Genomic DNA, 15,152 nt, shown 5'->3' with positions numbered 1-15,152 from the left:
GGGTCATTTCGCCTGTTTGTTGAGAAGACCGACGCTGAGCGCCATCAGCACAGGGATCGCCAGCAGGATCGGCCAGAAGGCGCCGGACAAGGCTTGAAAATCGAGCCCCTTGGAAAAGGCGCCGCGGGCGATGTTCATGAAATAGGTGGACGGATAGATCTCGCCGATGATCCGGGCGCTGCCCTGAAGCGAGGAGACCGGATCGATCATGCCGGAAAACTGGATGGCGGGAATAAGCGTCACGAGCGCGGTGGCGAAGACGGCGGCAATCTGGCTCGACATGAAGGTGGAAACGAACAGGCCAATGGCGGTGGTGGCTGAGACATAGATGAAGCCGCCCAGCACGAAGCCGAGGAGGCTGCCCTTGAAGGGGACGCCGAACAGGAGAACGGCGACGACGCCCATCAACAGGCAGTTGAACATGCCGATGGCGATATAGGGCGCCTGCTTGCCGAGCAGGAATTCCAGCCGCGTCGCCGGCGTCACATAGAGATTGACGATCGAGCCCAGTTCCTTTTCGCGCACCACCGACAGAGCCGTCAGCATGGCCGGTATCAGGATGAGCAACAGCGCGATCACCGCGGGAACCATAGCGACGAGGCTCTTGATCCCGGGATTGTAGCGATATCGCGTCTCGATGGTGAAAGAGTTCGACGTGGCGGCGTCGCCGAGGAGCAGGCGAGACTTGGCCGCCAGCCAGCTATTGTGGATGCCTTGGACATAGCCGGCCATGGTTTCTGCGCGGGACGGCATAGAGGCGTCGATCCAGGCGGCGACCGACACCGTGTCGCCGCGCAACACGTCGCGGCCGAAACCGGGCGGAATTTCGATCGCCAGGCTGATGTCGCCATTCTTCATGCGCCGGTCGAGATCGGCATAGTCGCGGATCGGCGACTTCTCGACGAAATAGCGCGAGCCCCTGATATCCAGCGCATAGTCGCGGCTGATGGAGGTGTCGTCGCGATCGAGCACCGCAAAGGTAAGGTTCTCGACGTCGAGATTGATTCCATAGCCGATCACGAACATCAGGATCAGGCTGCCGAGCACGGCGAGCGTGGCGCGGATCGGGTCGCGCATCACTTCCATGGCTTCGCGCTGGCTGTAGCTCAGGAGCCGCCGGGGGTCGAAGGCCCGGCTTTTCGGCATTTGAAAGACCGCTCTCGGTTGCGCCACAGGCTCGGGCGCTTCGGTTTTCGGCGCATCGCCGCTCGCGTCCTCCAAATAGGCGATGAAGGCTGTTTCCAGATCGGCGGCGCCCCGGCGTCGCATGATTTCCGCGGGCGTATCGCTGACCAGCACCTTGCCGCCATGCATCAGCGAAACGCGGTCGCAGCGGGCCGCCTCGTTCATGAAATGGGTGGAGATGAAGATCGTGACATTGTCGCGGCGCGACAGATCGGCCAGCACCCGCCAGAAATCGTCGCGCGCCACCGGATCGACGCCGGAGGTCGGCTCGTCGAGGATCAGGATCTCCGGACGATGGATCAGCGCCACCGCGAGCGAGAGGCGCTGGCGCACGCCGAGCGGCAAGCCGTCCGGCAACTCGTCCATGATGGCGTCGAGGCCGAAGCGCTCGGCGAGTTCGACGATGCGCGGCTGGATGGTCTCGGCCGGCAGATGAAACAGACGCGCATGCAATTCGAGGTTCTGCCGGACGCTCAGTTCGGTATAGAGCGAGAAAGCCTGCGACATATAACCGACCCGGCCGCGCGCCTCCATGTCGCCGGCGTCGATCTCGCGGCCGAACAGCCGCGCTTTTCCCTCGGTGGCCGGCAAAAGGCCGGTCAGCATCTTCATGGTCGTGCTCTTGCCGCAGCCGTTGGAGCCGAGAAAGCCGAAGATCTCGCCCCGCGGGATCGCGAAGCTGACATCGCTGACGGCGGTGAAATCGCCGAAGCGCATGGTCAGATGTTCCGCCTCAATGGCGAGGTCGCCGTCCGCGTTCTTGCGCGGCGGGATCGAGACGGGTTGGTGGCCACGACCGACCTCTTGGGGCAGTAGCGCAATGAAGGCTTCGTCGAGATCACGCGTTCCGGTGCGCGCCAGGATATCCGCCGGCGCGCCCTCTGCCAGAACCTTGCCGGCGTTCATCGCCACCAGCCAGTCGAAGCCTGCGGCCTCTTCCATATAGGCAGTGGCCACCAGCACGCTCATAGTTGGCCGACCGGCGCGGATGACGTCGATCATCTTCCAGAACTGCCGGCGCGACAGGGGATCGACGCCGGTGGTCGGCTCGTCGAGAATCAGCAGATCGGGATCATGCACCAGCGCGCAGCACAGGCCGAGCTTCTGTTTCATGCCGCCCGACAGTTTTTCGGCAGGGCGATCGACGAAAGGATGCAAGCCGGTGCGTGTCACGAGATCGGCGATCCGCGCCTTGCGCTCGGCCCGGCCCTGACCGAACAGCCGCCCGAAGAAATCGATATTCTCGTAGACCGACAGGGTCGGATAGAGGTTCTTGCCGAGGCCCTGCGGCATATAGGCGATCCGCGGGCAGAGATCGGCGCGAACCGCCGGCCTGCCCATATCGCCGCCCAGCACCGTGACGGAGCCCGACTGGATGGCGCGCGCGCCGGAGATCAGCGACATCAGGCTGGATTTGCCGACGCCGTCCGGCCCGATCAGCCCTACCATGCGCCCGGCCGGGATATCCAGCGTGACGTCATCCAGCGCCTGGGTCTGACCATAAGTGAGGCTGACGCCGGAGAGGCGGATCACGGGCTCCTCGGCCGAGGTCATTTGACGAGACCCTTATCGAGATCGGCGGGCCAGGCGACGGTTCTGTCGAGACGAACATAAGCCACGCCCGGCAATCCGGTCTTCACATAGGAGATATATTTGCGCAGCAGGTCCGGCGAGATATGCGCGCGGACGCGGAACATCAGCTTCTGCCGTTCCTCCTCTGTCTCCACCGTCTTCGGCGTAAACTGCGCGACGTCGGAGACAAAGGAGACCGTCGCGGGAATGACGTATTGCGGGGCAGCATCGAGAACCAACCTGGCTTCCGCGCCGAGCGCCAGCTTGCCAGCCAGTTCGGATGGCAAAAAGAACGTCATGTAGACGTCGGTGAGATCGACCATGTTGACGACACGGCCGCCGCTGGCCACGACCTCGCCGGGCTCGGCGACGACGTATTGAACGCGACCGTCGCGCGGCGCCTTCAACACGCCGTCGCGGATCTGGGTATCGACGGAATCGATTGCAGCGCGGCCTGCGTCTACAGCAGCTTCGGCATCCACCACCAGGGCGCGCGCTGCGCCGATGGCGGCGTCGGCGGCCGCCACGGATGCTTCGGCGGCCGCGAGGGCGGCGCGAGCGCCAGCCGCGGTCGCCCGGTCGTCGTCGAGCACCTGCAGCGCCACGGTGTTGGTCTGAGTCAGTTTTTCCGAGCGGACGAGGCGTTTTGCGGCCGCGTCCAGCTGCGCCTGGCGCTGGGCGACGGTGGCCTCATACGCGCGCTTTTCCGCAAGCCGCTGTTGGACCTGGCTTTTGGCCGTATCGACGCCGATCACGGCCCGGCGGAGATCCGCCTCTGCCTGGCGCTTCTGGGCTTCGAGTTGTTGGGTGTCGATCCGCGCAAGGATCTGGTCGAGATGGACGAAATCGCCCTCCTTGACCTCCAGGCTCGCGACACGCCCGGCGCTCTTGGCCGCGACATCGATCTCCACCGCTTCGATGCGACCATTTCCGGCGGCGACGCCGTCCGGCAAGCCGTCTCCGGCATAGGTCTTGTAGCCGTAATAGCCAAATCCCGCCGCCAACGCAGCCGCGATCAGAAACGGCGTCATCCTCGAGGTCGCCATGATCATGCCCTTTCTGGCGTGGGATCGGCCTGCGCTCGTCGGCTTGCAGCTTTGACGCTGAGCCCATGCACGTGCCGGCACACCTCCGTGAATGTGAGGTCCCGCCTCTGGATGCCTGGCAAAAGGCCTCCGGCAGGATGAGAGGGAGATTAGGGTGAGGCGGCGCTTAGGCCATGACATAAATCAAGCGCCGTGCAGTCGAGTCTGGACAGATGCTATCAAACGCGGCTGCGTCCCCGTCCGGAAGGTGAATGCCGGCTGAACGGCCGGTTCAGCCCCGGTTCGGAGGTCGCGTGTTTTACTCGGCTCAAGATCGGGGCGTCACGGGAGCCGGACAATGCAGACCTATTTCTTCGACATTCACTGGAACGGCGAGATGCTCCGGGACGAAGATGGCGCTGCGCATTTCGACGAGGGCTCGGCGCTCTACTACGCCCGCGTAGTCGCCAACCGGCTGGCGCGCGGGGCCGACGAAGCGGCGATCCGCATACATATCCGCACCGTCGACGGTCGCCCTTTCGCGATCGTCTCGCCCACGCCGCGCGGTCCCCTGCCCGTCAATCAGGCGCGGGTGCGCGCGATCGTCGAACGCGATCTCGATCGCAGGCGTATGGCGGAGGTCGCTGCGGCATGACGGCAATCAACCGGCCGGTGGTCCGGCGCGGCGGGCTGGAGCGCGCAGCACCGCAATCGCCGTCAGCGCCGCCGCCAACGCCATGAGTAAAATCATGGCGAACTTGCCGAAGCGCTGCCAGAGATAAGCGCCGACAGCGCTCCAGTCCGGGACTACCGGTGACGCCGTGTTGAAGCCTTCGGCGCTGAATTCGCATTGGATGAGCGCGGCGCCCGCCAGCGTCATATCGCGGTCGATGCGAGCCACAAGTTCGCCCGCCATCGGCTGCGCGACCGGCAGGTCACGAAGCTTGAACAGCATCGTCTTGACGCCCGCAAGTTCGGCATGGGCGCATTCATTGAGCGGGTTCGCTTCGTCGGTGACGCTTCCCGGCACCAGGCCCCAGGCGCAATTGGCCGATTGCAGGCCGGTGAACATCACCAGCGCTCGGATATCGGCGTCGCCTTGCCCGGTCTCCTCGGCGAGTTTCATGACATCGCTGCGATAGCGTGACAGCACCGCCATCTCGCCATGCGAGATGGCGGGGACCGGCACCCCGCTCGCATCGGCCGGCGCCCCGAAGACATGCGCCTGAGACTCCGTCGCCAGGCAGGCGGCAAGCAGTACCAACGAGACCTGTCGCATCATCTGCATGTCCCCATTTTCTCCCACCTTGCGCCATTCAAGGCCCTCGATCAATCCGACAGCTTTCGCAACAGATATAGCAGCGCCACGCGCTCGGCCGGATTGAGCGGGGCCATGGTCTGTTCCGAAATCGCAGGCCCGCGCGGCAGCATGGCGGCGAGCAGGTCTTTCCCTTCGCTCGTCAAGGACATGACCACTTTGCGCCCGTCGCTTTCGTCGCGCAGCACCTGCAGAAGTCCCCGCGCCTGCAGGCGGTCGACGATGCCGCGAATGGTCGCCTGATCGATGGCCGTCGCCTCGACCAGGTCGCGCTGCGAGCACGGCCCGCGATCCGACAGCGCGCAGAGGGTCACGAATTGCATCGAGGTCAGGTTCAGATCCTCGGCGAGGTTCTGGAAGATCGCCAGATGCCGCTGATAGGCGCGCCGCAGCAAGTGGCCGACCTGCCGGGTGACGACATAGACGTCGTCTCCCGTCTTCGCCGCCTGTGGTTCTTCTTGTGATCGCTCATCCATGCTCAGATCCTCGCCGTGGACAGAAGCCAGAGACCGAAGCCGGTATAGGCGATCATCAAAAGCGCGAATGGGGTTTCGATCAGCAGTGTTTTCCGCCGGTCTCGCGCGATCGCATCGAGCAGCGCATGCGCCAGGATGACTGCGACGACATGGCCGAGCGTGACCGCCAGCGTCTGCGCGACGAAGATCATTCGCACGGTGGAATAGACGTTCAGGAACGATGTGCTGACCTGATAATCCGACACGCCGAAAAGATCCCAGCCCCGATGGAAGGGATCGGAAGCGGCCACGATGAAATCCTGAAGGCCGACCATGGCGAGCGTCAGATAATGCGCCGCCTGAAAGCCGAGCGAAATCGGCAGGATGGAGAAAATCAGCCGACCGGCGACCTCTCCGAAGCGGCGCTCGCCGGCCGCGACGCAGCCAAGCGCGATGCTGCCGAAATAGGCGGCCGCCAAAGCCAGGAAGGTCACAATGAGGCCGAAGGTGGACGACAGCGTCACTTCGCTTCTGCCGGGAAATTCCAGCGGATTGACGCCGATCGCGGTCAGCCAGACGAAGGTGGACGACAGTCCGTCGAAAGACACCGTCGACAGCGTGAGCAGCACGAAGAGAACGCCGCTCGGGCTCATCGCGTCGCGGCGGACCAATTGCAGTCCCGGCCAGGCGAAATACAGTCGCAAGCGCCCTGCGCGCCGCTCCCAGCCGAACGGAGCCAGCCGGCCGATGAGATCGAAGAATATGCCGAAGGGCTCCGCCCTGCCACCCCATTGCCGCGCGCCGAAAAGAAAAAAGCCCAGCGCATTGACGAGCCAATAGGCCGAAACGGCCATGGCGAGACGGCGGGGATCTTCGGGGTAGAGATAGACGAGTTCGAACCAGGCGAAAGCTGAAAATTGCAGGATAGCGATGGCGTAGCCTAGCCGCGCCGGCAGCGTGAACCGTCCCTCGATTGCCCGGTCTTTCGACAGGCTTCTTACAACAGCCAAGGGTCCGGTCCAGGGATTGACGAAAGACCAGAGCCTGCCAGCCACTCCATGGGCGAAGACGAGGCAGACCCAGAACACCGTCCAGACGAATGCCGGCAAGGGATTGTGCGCAGGATCGACACTGCCGAGAAACCCGCACGTCACCATGAAAGCGAGCAGCGCGAAGGACAGGAGGCTGGGAACAACTGATGAGAAACCCGGGAGCGCGCCAAGCCAAAGCCGATTTTCATGCAATATGCGCATAGGCGCAGCCGGCGCGAGCGCCAGGATCAGGAATGTCGCGGCCACCGCCAGCACGCCGGCGAGAATGAAATATCCTGTCGGCAACAGCAGCACCAACCCGCCTTCGGAACTGTGCGCCGAGGCGCCGGTCGCCATCCCCGCCAACGCAGCGCCGACAAGAAGCGCGGTCGGGCGGAAGGGAGTTTGGGGGCATTGCCGCGCCGTCGTCATTCCCCCTCCCCTGGCCTCAATGTCCGATACCGAGATATTTCTTGAGGATCGACGCGTCGGCGCGGACATCCTCGATGCCGAATTCGGCCTTGACCTCGCCATGGTCCATGAAGGCGATCCGATCGGCAACGGGCAGAACCGCATCGATGCGTTGCTCCACCAAAAGAACGCCGACGCCCTCGTCGCGCAGTTTGACGACCACGTCGCGGATCTTGGCGATCATGCTCGGCATCAGGCCTTCGGTCGGCTCGTCGAGAATGATGATTTTCGGCTCGATGCAGAGCGCCCGGGCGATCGCCAACATGGTCTGCTCTCCGCCCGACAGCGTGCCGGACCGTTGACCCATGCGCTCTTCCAGCACCGGGAAATAGGACAGCGCCTTGGCGAGCGCCGTTGCGCCGCTCTTGCGAGCCATCAGGCCTATCTCCAGATTTTCCCGCACGGTGAGTTCCGCAAACAGCCGCCGGCCCTGCGGCACATAGCCGACGCCGTGGGCGGCGATCTGATGCGGCGGCAAATTGACGAGATCCACGCCGTCGAGCTCGATACGGGCGACCTTTCTGGTCACCGCGCCCATGATGGCCTTCAGCGCCGTGGTCTTGCCGGCGCCGTTTCGACCGAGCAGACAAAGCACTTCGCCGGGCGCAACGGTGATGGAGAAGCCGCGCAACGCCTGGCTCTGCCCGTAAAATGCGTCCAGTCTATCGATGTTCAGCATCACGACCCCAGATAAGCGGCTTGGACTTCGGCATTGTCACGGATTTCCTCGGGCGTTCCTTCCGCCAACGTCTGGCCGCGCGAGAGAACGGTGATGCGATCGGCGAGCGCCATCACCACATGCATATTGTGTTCGATCAACAGCACGGTGGCGTCCTTGGCGATGCGACGCACCAAAGTGAGGAAGTTCTCTATTTCGAGGTCGGAAAGCCCCTGTGTCGGCTCGTCCAGGATCAGAAGCTTCGGTCGCAGCGCGACGCCCATGGCGATTTCCAGCAGACGCTGATGGCCATAGGCCATTTCTCCGGCAATCGCTTCCGCCCTATCCGCGAGACCGACGGCGTCGAGCGCGGCGCGTGTCTCGCTGTCGAAATCCGGCCTATCGCCGCGAACACGCTTCAGTCGGCTCTGCACCGCCATGCGCACATTGTCGGCGACACTCATCGTCTTGTAGATATTGGTGATCTGGAAGGTGTAGGCGATGCCGCGCTCCACCCGACGAAAGGCCGGCAGCCCGGTCACGTCTTCGCCGGCAAATGTGATCGCGCCGGCCGTCGGGGTCGTCCGGCCCGACAGCAGGCTGACGAAAGTGGTCTTGCCGGCGCCGTTTGGGCCGATGATGGCGCGGATTTCGCCCGTCTCGAGTGTAAAGTCGACATCGTCGACCGCCCTCAGGCCGCCATAATAGCGCTTGAGGCCGCGAGCTGTCAGCAGCGGCGTTACATCAGCCATGGCGCCCACCTTTCACGGATCGTTCCCAAGAGACCTTTGGGGAACCAGAGCACCAGCGCGATCAACACCACGCCGATGACGAGGAGATAGGCGCTGGTCAATTCGCTGAGCTTGTCGATCATCGTCACCATCAGCACCACGCCGACCAGCGGCCCGAGCAGGGTGCCCGCCCCGCCGAGCAAGGTAAACAAAAGAGCCTCGATCGAATACTGAAACGACGCGAAGGTCGAGCCGACATAGCCGAACAACAGCGCATAGGCTCCACCCGCCGCTCCTGACAGCAGACCGGACAAGACGAACATTTCCAGCTTGGCGGCAAAAATGTTGAAGCCCAGCATTTCCGTGCGCTCTTCGTTTTCACGCACGCCGATCGCCAGCCGTCCGCGCCCCCCTTTGAGATAGAGGAACAGGATGACGAGGGAGGCTGCCACAAGCAGGAAGGCGATGTTGTAGCGCGTCACCGCGTCGGCCAGGTTGACGTCGAGACCTGCAAGCGTGAAGCGCCGCTGCGCCTCGGGCACCGACAGGCCCTCCAAACCATTGGTGTAGGCGGAGAAATACAGGCTCGCGAGATAGAAGACCTGGGCGAACATCAACGTCACGATCATGAAAGACACCCGCGCGGTCCGAAGCGCGATCGCCCCGATGACCAAGGCCAGCGTGGCGGAGGCGACCAGCGCCGCGACGAAGGCGGCGGGCGCGTCCCAGCCGAGATGATAGGAGACGAGGCCGGCGGCATAGAGGCCGCAACCGAAAAACATCGCATGCCCAAGGCTGAGCAGCCCGACATAGCCGAACAGGGCGTTGAAGCCGAGCGCGAAGACGCCCAGCACCATCATGCGCGTCGCCGTCAGAACATAATAATCCGACAGCACGAATTGCAGCAGGAACAGGCCGATCAGCGTGGCCGCCACAAGGGCGAAATTCTTGGCGAGGGCCCGGGTCATCGCGCCGCCTTTCCGAACAATCCATTCGGGCGGAAGACCAGAACCAGCGCCACGAGCAGGGTCGACACCATCTTGGCGAGCGTCGGAGAAAACATCATCGACATGATCCCGTCCGACAGGCCGATCAGCACCGCGGCGACGACGGCGCCGGACATCGAGCCGAGCCCGCCGATGATGACAACGATGAACGAGAGAAGAAGCGGATCGGCTCCCATCAGATAATGGGCCTGCTGGATCGGCACCACCAGCACGCCGGCCAGCGCCGCCAGCATGGCGCCGAAGGCGAAGACGAAGGCCGAGACCCGATCGACGGGCATACCGAAGGCTTGCGCCGTTTCGCGGTCATATTGGGCGGCGCGCATGACCAGACCAAGCTTCGTCTTGCGCATCAGGACCCAGATGCCGGCCATGATCGCGATTGCAGCGACGATGACGAACAGCTTATAGCCGGAATAGCCAAACCAGGGCAGTCGGATGGTGAAATAGAAGGGCGGCTCCACTGGGCGGGCATCCGGTCCATAAAGGATCAGCACGCCCTGCTGGAGAATGTAGAGAAGGCCGATCGTTGCGACGATCGTCGCTTCCGGATTGTAATCCAGCCTTTTCAAGATGAGGCGATCACTGAGATAGGCGACGGCGCCGACGAGCAAGGGACTCGCCACGAGAGCGACGATGAAGCCGAGGGCCGGATGGCCCGAGATCAGGCTCGCAGCGAACCAGGCGATGACGGCGCCGAGCATGACGAATTCGCCATGCGCGACATTGACGATGCGCATGACTCCGAACACCAGCGACAGGCCGGCGGCCATGATCGTCAGCACGGCGGCCTGCACCAGGCCTTCCAGCGTGGCGAGAAGAAGATAGGGGCCCATTCCCATGAAGGGACCTTTCGGTCATGCGGCGACGCGCCCCGGCTGACCAGCGCCGCCGCCGCGATTGAACATCCGCCCCCCGCCAAAGCGGAGGGCCTTGCGGGAAAGAGCGGTCAGAGCTCCATCTTGGTGTAGTCGACGGTCGTCTCGTAACGGCCGTCGTCGATGGACGTGGTGTGGACGACTTTGAGCTTGCCGCCCTCGACCTTGGAAATATACTGCTTGCCGAAGGCCTGATGGGTCTTGCCATCGAAGATCTTGGCGCCCTGCGGTCGTTCCTTGCCTTCGGGCAGGTCGGTGATGGATTCCATCGCCACGACCAGGTCCTTCTTGCTTTCCGGTCCCTTGTAGTTGGCCATTTCCATCGCCTGCTTCATGGCGAACACCGTCTCCCAGCAGGAGAACATATGCGAATAGGTGGAAATATCCTTGGGGTCGGACAGGCTGGCGCCATTGGCGTCGACGCCGACCTTTTCGCGGTAGAATTTGTCGAACTCGCTTTGGTCGGCCTGGGCGTAGCGCGGGCTGGCTTCCCAGAAATAGGTGCCGTCGAGGAATTCCAATTGCGGCGTGGCGAGATCGACCGCTTCGAGCGAGTCGATGAAGCCGAAAATCTGCGGGCGCTGGCTGCCGAGGTAATCGCCCATCTCCTTGACGAAGGTCAGAACGGCCGGGCCCACCATGACATGGTAGATGACTTCGGTTTCCGGCGGGATCTGCGGAAAATAGCGCGTGAAGGTGGTTTCGGTCGGCGGAATGGCGATGACCGAAATAACCTCGCCGCCCTGCGCCTTGATGGCGGCGGTGAAGAAATCGCGATGATTATGCCCGAAATTATAGTCGGGAATGAACATCGTCACCTTCTTGCCGAGGGTGGAGCTCATCCAGGGAGCCATGGCGTGCACCTGCGCATGCACATCGGTGATGCCGGGCTGGAAGACATAGCGGTTCAGCGCGCCCGACGGCAGCAAGCTCGCCTCCGAGCAGATGAAATAGGGCATCTTCAATTCGCCGGCGCGGGGCGCGGCGGCGGCGACCACATGCGAGAAGAGATGGCCGAACACGGCGTCGACCTTGTAGTCGGTGGCGAATTTCTCGATCAGTTCGGTGCCGCGCTTGGGATCCGTGCCGTCATCCTCGACGATCAGCTCCACCTCACGGCCATTGATGCCGCCGCCCTCATTGACCAGCTTGATCGCCGCCGCCGCCGTCCGCTCATACCAACGCCCATAGGAGGCGCCGATGCCTGTGCGGTGGATCGGCGCGCCGAACTTGATCTTGCCATCTGCGGCAAGCGCGGGCCGAAGCACCGCGGGACTGGCAAGCGCAAGCGCGGCCGCGCCGAATGTCTTCAATGCGTCGCGTCGGTTGACGGCGAATGTATGGGATTCCCTGCTCATGTTTAGTTCCCCTTGCTTCTGTTCTCATGCGGGTCGGAAGCTGCGCCGCCGGATCTTTGCGACCTCTTGCGGCTGTTTCTAGCGTATGCGCTTAATTACAGAGGAGGATAACAAAGCCCAAATTGTTTGCAAGGGAATATTTTGGGCAACCACCAAGTAAATTCTTGTTTTATTTAACTATTTTCCGAAAAACGGGAAAAGGCCGCAGAGAGCCGCGACGCAGACATCAGATATTGAGCGCTCACGCTTAAAATGTCGATGTCCGGACTCACAGCCGCAAACGGACATCATTTGCATGCAAACAATGTCTCCCGATGAAACCCAGTTGTCAAGTTGGCGAAACAGATAAAACCGCATCGTGAAAGGCGGCTATCACGCGGCAAAGACTCGTGTGAGTGATTGTCGCGCACAGCAGCGACCGAAGCCAGCCATGGGGTGACTGCAAGCCGCCGGCCTTTCGATGTGAACGGCGATGTACGGTCCCGCAGTCTACACCAACCGGCGTCGACGCCGGACGCGCCAATTTTCTGGCGGTCCCTGTCGCCACGCGAAGTCGAGTCTCGCTGATGCTCAAACGGTCCTATTTAAGAAGCGACATCAAATACTTCCCATAATCGCTCTTACCATACCGCGCCGCCTGCTTCTCGAACGTCTCCTTGGACACAAAGCCCTGCAGCAGCGCCACTTCTTCCGGGCAGGCGATCTTGAAGCCCTGGCGCTTCTCGAGCGTGCGGACGAATTCGCCGGCTTCGATCAGGCTGTCCGGCGTGCCGGTGTCGAGCCAGGCATAGCCGCGGCCCATGATCGACACTTTCAGCTTGGCCTGTTCGAGATAGATGCGGTTGACATCGGTGATCTCATATTCGCCGCGCGCCGAGGGTTTCAGGTTGGCGGCGATGTCGATGACGGAGGAATCGTAGAAATAGAGGCCGGTCACCGCCCAGTTGGATTTCGGCGAGGCCGGCTTTTCCTCGATCGAGACAGCCTTCATCTTGTCGTCGAACTCCACCACGCCGTAGCGTTCGGGATCGGCGACGTGATAGGCGAAGACATTGCCGCCGGTGAGATCGGCGCGGGCGTCGGCCATCAGTTTCGGCAGGCCGTGGCCGAAGAAGATGTTGTCGCCAAGAATCAGGCAGGAGGGGGACGAGCCGACGAAATCGGCGCCGAGCACGAAGGCCTGAGCGAGGCCATCGGGCTTTTCCTGGATGACATAGCTCAGCGAAACGCCCCATTGCGAGCCGTCGCCCAGCAATTTCTGGAAATGCGGCATGTCATGCGGGGTCGAGATGATCAGGATCTCGCGGATGCCCGCCAGCATCAGCGTGGTCAGCGGATAATAGATCATCGGCTTGTCATAGACCGGGATCAGCTGCTTGCTCAGCGCCAATGTCATCGGATGCAAACGCGTGCCGCTGCCGCCCGCCAGAATAATGCCCTTCATCGTCTTCCCCTCTTATGCGTCGGACGCTGTCGCGCGCCGATCAGCCCAGTAACGTCGCGACCACCTTGGCGGTCGATTGCCGCCATGGCGGCAACACAATGCCATAGATCTGTTGCAGTTTTTCGCCCGACAGCCTGGAATTGGCCGGGCGTTTGACCGGCGATGGATATTGATCCGAGGTGATTGCCGTCACCGTCACCGGCTTGCGGCCGAACGCTTCGGCGCAGGAAAAGATCTCGCGCGCGAAATCGGCCCAGTTCGCCTCGCCAGACCCGGTGAGATGGAAGACGCCGCGATACGTCTTATCATCGCTTTCGACCATTTTCCGCGCCGCGAGGATCATGGCGCGGGCAATGTCTTCGGCAGAGGTCGGGCAGCCGAACTGATCGCCGACGACGGACAGCGCATCGCGCGTTTCGCCGAGCCGCAACATGGTCTTCAAGAAATTGGCGCCATAGGGCGAATAGACCCAGGCGGTGCGGAAAATCGCATGGTCATCCGTCGCCGCCGCCACCTGGCGCTCGCCTTCAAGCTTCGAGGCGCCATAGACCGAGGTCGGGCCGGTCGGATCACTTTCCAGATAACGCTCGGCCTTGGAGCCATCGAAGACATAGTCAGTGGAGAGATGCAGCACAGGCACGCCCAGCGCCCTCGCTGCCTGAGCCACCGCGCCGGCGCCGGCGCCGTTGATGGCGAAAGCGGCGTCCTTCTCTGTCTCAGCCTTGTCAACAGCCGTATAGGCGGCGGCAGAGACGATCGCATCGGGCCGCGCCGCTTGAAGCGCCGGCAGGATGGATGCGGGCTCGAGCAAATCCACGTCAGGGCGTCCCACGGCGATGATCTCGACGCCCATCTCCGGACCGAGCGCAATCATCGAGCGGGCGACCTGGCCCTCCTTGCCGGTGACGGCGATGCGAAGCGGGCTCACGCCTTTTTCTCCAGCGTGCCCAAGCGTTCGCCGGAATAGACGCCGTCGCGCAAGGGCCGCCACCACCATTCATTGTCGAGATACCAGGCGACCGTCTTTTCAATGCCGGTATCGAAATTTTCCAGCGCCTTCCAACCGAGCTCGGTTTCCAGTCGCGTCGCATCGATCGCGTAGCGCGCATCGTGCCCAGGCCGGTCGGTGACATATTTGATCAGCGCCTCATGCGGCTCGGCCTTGGGCCGCATTTTATCCATGAGCGCACAGATGCGCTTGACCACGTCGATGTTTCGGCGCTCATTGCGTCCGCCAACATTGTATTTCTCGCCGAGCCGGCCTTTCGAGGCGATCAGATGCAGAGCGCGGGCGTGATCTTCAACATAGAGCCAATCGCGGATGTTCACGCCCTGGCCATAGACCGGCAGCGGCTTGCCATCGAGCGCGTTGAGAATGATCAGCGGGATCAGCTTTTCAGGGAAATGATAGGGGCCATAATTGTTCGAGCAGTTCGACACCACGACCGGCAGGCCATAGGTGCGATGCCAGGCGATAGCCAGATGGTCGCTGGCGGCCTTCGATGCCGAATAGGGCGATGACGGATCGTAGGGCGTGGTCTCATGGAAAAGCCCCTCGTCGCCCAGCGAACCATAGACTTCATCGGTGGAGACATGCAGGAAGCGGAACGCGTCCTTCTCATCGCCATCAAGCCCGCCCCAGTAACGGCGCGCGGCTTCCAACAGCATGAAGGTGCCCATCACATTGGTCTGCACGAATTCCGCCGCACCGGTGATGGAGCGATCGACATGGCTTTCGGCAGCCAAGTGCATGACGCGGTCGGGCTTGAAGGAGGCAAAGGCCTCATTCATCGCCTGGCCGTCGCAAATGTCGGCCTTCAGGAAGTGATAGTTGGGCGCGTTTTCGATGACCTTCAGCGAGGCTTCATTGCCGGCATAGGTGAGCTTATCGACATTGAGCACTTCGGCGCCGACGTCGCGCACGAGATGGCGAACAAGGGCCGACCCAATGAAACCGGCGCCGCCGGTGACCAGAATACGCATGTCAGACAGTCTCCCCGGGGGCGGCATAATGGAATGAGG

Annotated in this window: 14 protein-coding genes; 1 reads left to right on the top strand and 13 read right to left on the bottom strand. The window is 62.5% G+C overall.

Annotation, left to right across the window (positions count from 1 at the left end; genetic code table 11):
- Window positions 1–3 precede the first annotated feature (3 nt).
- A complete protein-coding gene (rbbA, locus tag OCK01_RS11420; RefSeq protein WP_263824043.1) occupies window positions 4–2,739 on the bottom strand; it encodes a ribosome-associated ATPase/putative transporter RbbA in 2,736 nt (911 codons plus the stop codon).
- Window positions 2,736–3,803: an HlyD family secretion protein gene (locus tag OCK01_RS11415; RefSeq protein ID WP_263824042.1), complete on the bottom strand. Its 1,068-nt coding sequence runs from the start codon at window positions 3,801–3,803 to the stop codon at window positions 2,736–2,738. The genes rbbA and OCK01_RS11415 overlap by 4 nt, the downstream gene beginning before the upstream one ends.
- Window positions 3,804–4,140: 337 nt before the next feature.
- Here OCK01_RS11415 and OCK01_RS11410 point away from each other — a divergent pair, with 337 nt between their 5' ends.
- On the top strand, window positions 4,141–4,437 hold the full coding sequence (locus tag OCK01_RS11410; RefSeq protein ID WP_263824041.1) for a DUF6894 family protein: 297 nt from the start codon (window positions 4,141–4,143) through the stop codon (window positions 4,435–4,437).
- 6 nt (window positions 4,438–4,443) lie between these two features.
- Here the strand turns inward: OCK01_RS11410 and OCK01_RS11405 are convergent, their stop codons facing one another.
- From OCK01_RS11405 to rfbB, 11 genes are all read right to left on the bottom strand, one after another.
- The gene (locus tag OCK01_RS11405; RefSeq protein WP_263824040.1) at window positions 4,444–5,070 is read right to left on the bottom strand and encodes a hypothetical protein; all 627 of its coding nucleotides are present in this window, start codon (window positions 5,068–5,070) and stop codon (window positions 4,444–4,446) included.
- Window positions 5,071–5,111: 41 nt separating this feature from the next.
- Window positions 5,112–5,576: a MarR family winged helix-turn-helix transcriptional regulator gene (locus tag OCK01_RS11400; RefSeq protein WP_182827309.1), complete on the bottom strand. Its 465-nt coding sequence runs from the start codon at window positions 5,574–5,576 to the stop codon at window positions 5,112–5,114.
- Between the two features lie 2 nt (window positions 5,577–5,578).
- The gene (locus tag OCK01_RS11395; RefSeq protein WP_263824039.1) at window positions 5,579–7,018 is read right to left on the bottom strand and encodes a hypothetical protein; all 1,440 of its coding nucleotides are present in this window, start codon (window positions 7,016–7,018) and stop codon (window positions 5,579–5,581) included.
- Window positions 7,019–7,034: 16 nt separating this feature from the next.
- Window positions 7,035–7,736, bottom strand: coding sequence for an ABC transporter ATP-binding protein (locus OCK01_RS11390; RefSeq protein ID WP_263824038.1), 702 nt, complete (start codon window positions 7,734–7,736; stop codon window positions 7,035–7,037).
- Window positions 7,736–8,467 (bottom strand): ABC transporter ATP-binding protein, encoded by a 732-nt coding sequence (locus OCK01_RS11385; protein ID WP_263824037.1) that lies wholly within the window; start codon window positions 8,465–8,467, stop codon window positions 7,736–7,738. Before OCK01_RS11385 ends, OCK01_RS11390 begins: the two co-directional genes overlap by 1 nt.
- A complete protein-coding gene (locus tag OCK01_RS11380; protein ID WP_263824036.1) occupies window positions 8,455–9,414 on the bottom strand; it encodes a branched-chain amino acid ABC transporter permease in 960 nt (319 codons plus the stop codon). The genes OCK01_RS11385 and OCK01_RS11380 overlap by 13 nt, the downstream gene beginning before the upstream one ends.
- A complete protein-coding gene (locus OCK01_RS11375) occupies window positions 9,411–10,292 on the bottom strand; it encodes a branched-chain amino acid ABC transporter permease (RefSeq protein ID WP_263824035.1) in 882 nt (293 codons plus the stop codon). The genes OCK01_RS11380 and OCK01_RS11375 overlap by 4 nt, the downstream gene beginning before the upstream one ends.
- 107 nt (window positions 10,293–10,399) lie before the next feature.
- A complete protein-coding gene (locus OCK01_RS11370) occupies window positions 10,400–11,686 on the bottom strand; it encodes an ABC transporter substrate-binding protein (RefSeq protein WP_263824034.1) in 1,287 nt (428 codons plus the stop codon).
- 580 nt (window positions 11,687–12,266) lie between these two features.
- Window positions 12,267–13,130 carry a glucose-1-phosphate thymidylyltransferase RfbA gene (gene rfbA, locus OCK01_RS11365; protein WP_263824033.1) on the bottom strand — a complete coding sequence of 288 codons (864 nt, stop codon included), beginning with the start codon at window positions 13,128–13,130 and terminating at the stop codon, window positions 12,267–12,269.
- 40 nt (window positions 13,131–13,170) lie between these two features.
- The gene (gene rfbD, locus OCK01_RS11360; RefSeq protein ID WP_263824032.1) at window positions 13,171–14,058 is read right to left on the bottom strand and encodes a dTDP-4-dehydrorhamnose reductase; all 888 of its coding nucleotides are present in this window, start codon (window positions 14,056–14,058) and stop codon (window positions 13,171–13,173) included.
- Window positions 14,055–15,113 (bottom strand): dTDP-glucose 4,6-dehydratase, encoded by a 1,059-nt coding sequence (gene rfbB / locus OCK01_RS11355; RefSeq protein WP_263824031.1) that lies wholly within the window; start codon window positions 15,111–15,113, stop codon window positions 14,055–14,057. Before rfbB ends, rfbD begins: the two co-directional genes overlap by 4 nt.
- Window positions 15,114–15,152 lie beyond the last annotated feature (39 nt).

It is taken from the genome of Rhizobium sp. TRM95796, from assembly GCF_025779995.1.
Taxonomy (GTDB): Bacteria; Pseudomonadota; Alphaproteobacteria; order Rhizobiales; family Rhizobiaceae; genus Rhizobium_E.
This window is presented reverse-complemented; position numbering and strand designations above follow the sequence as displayed.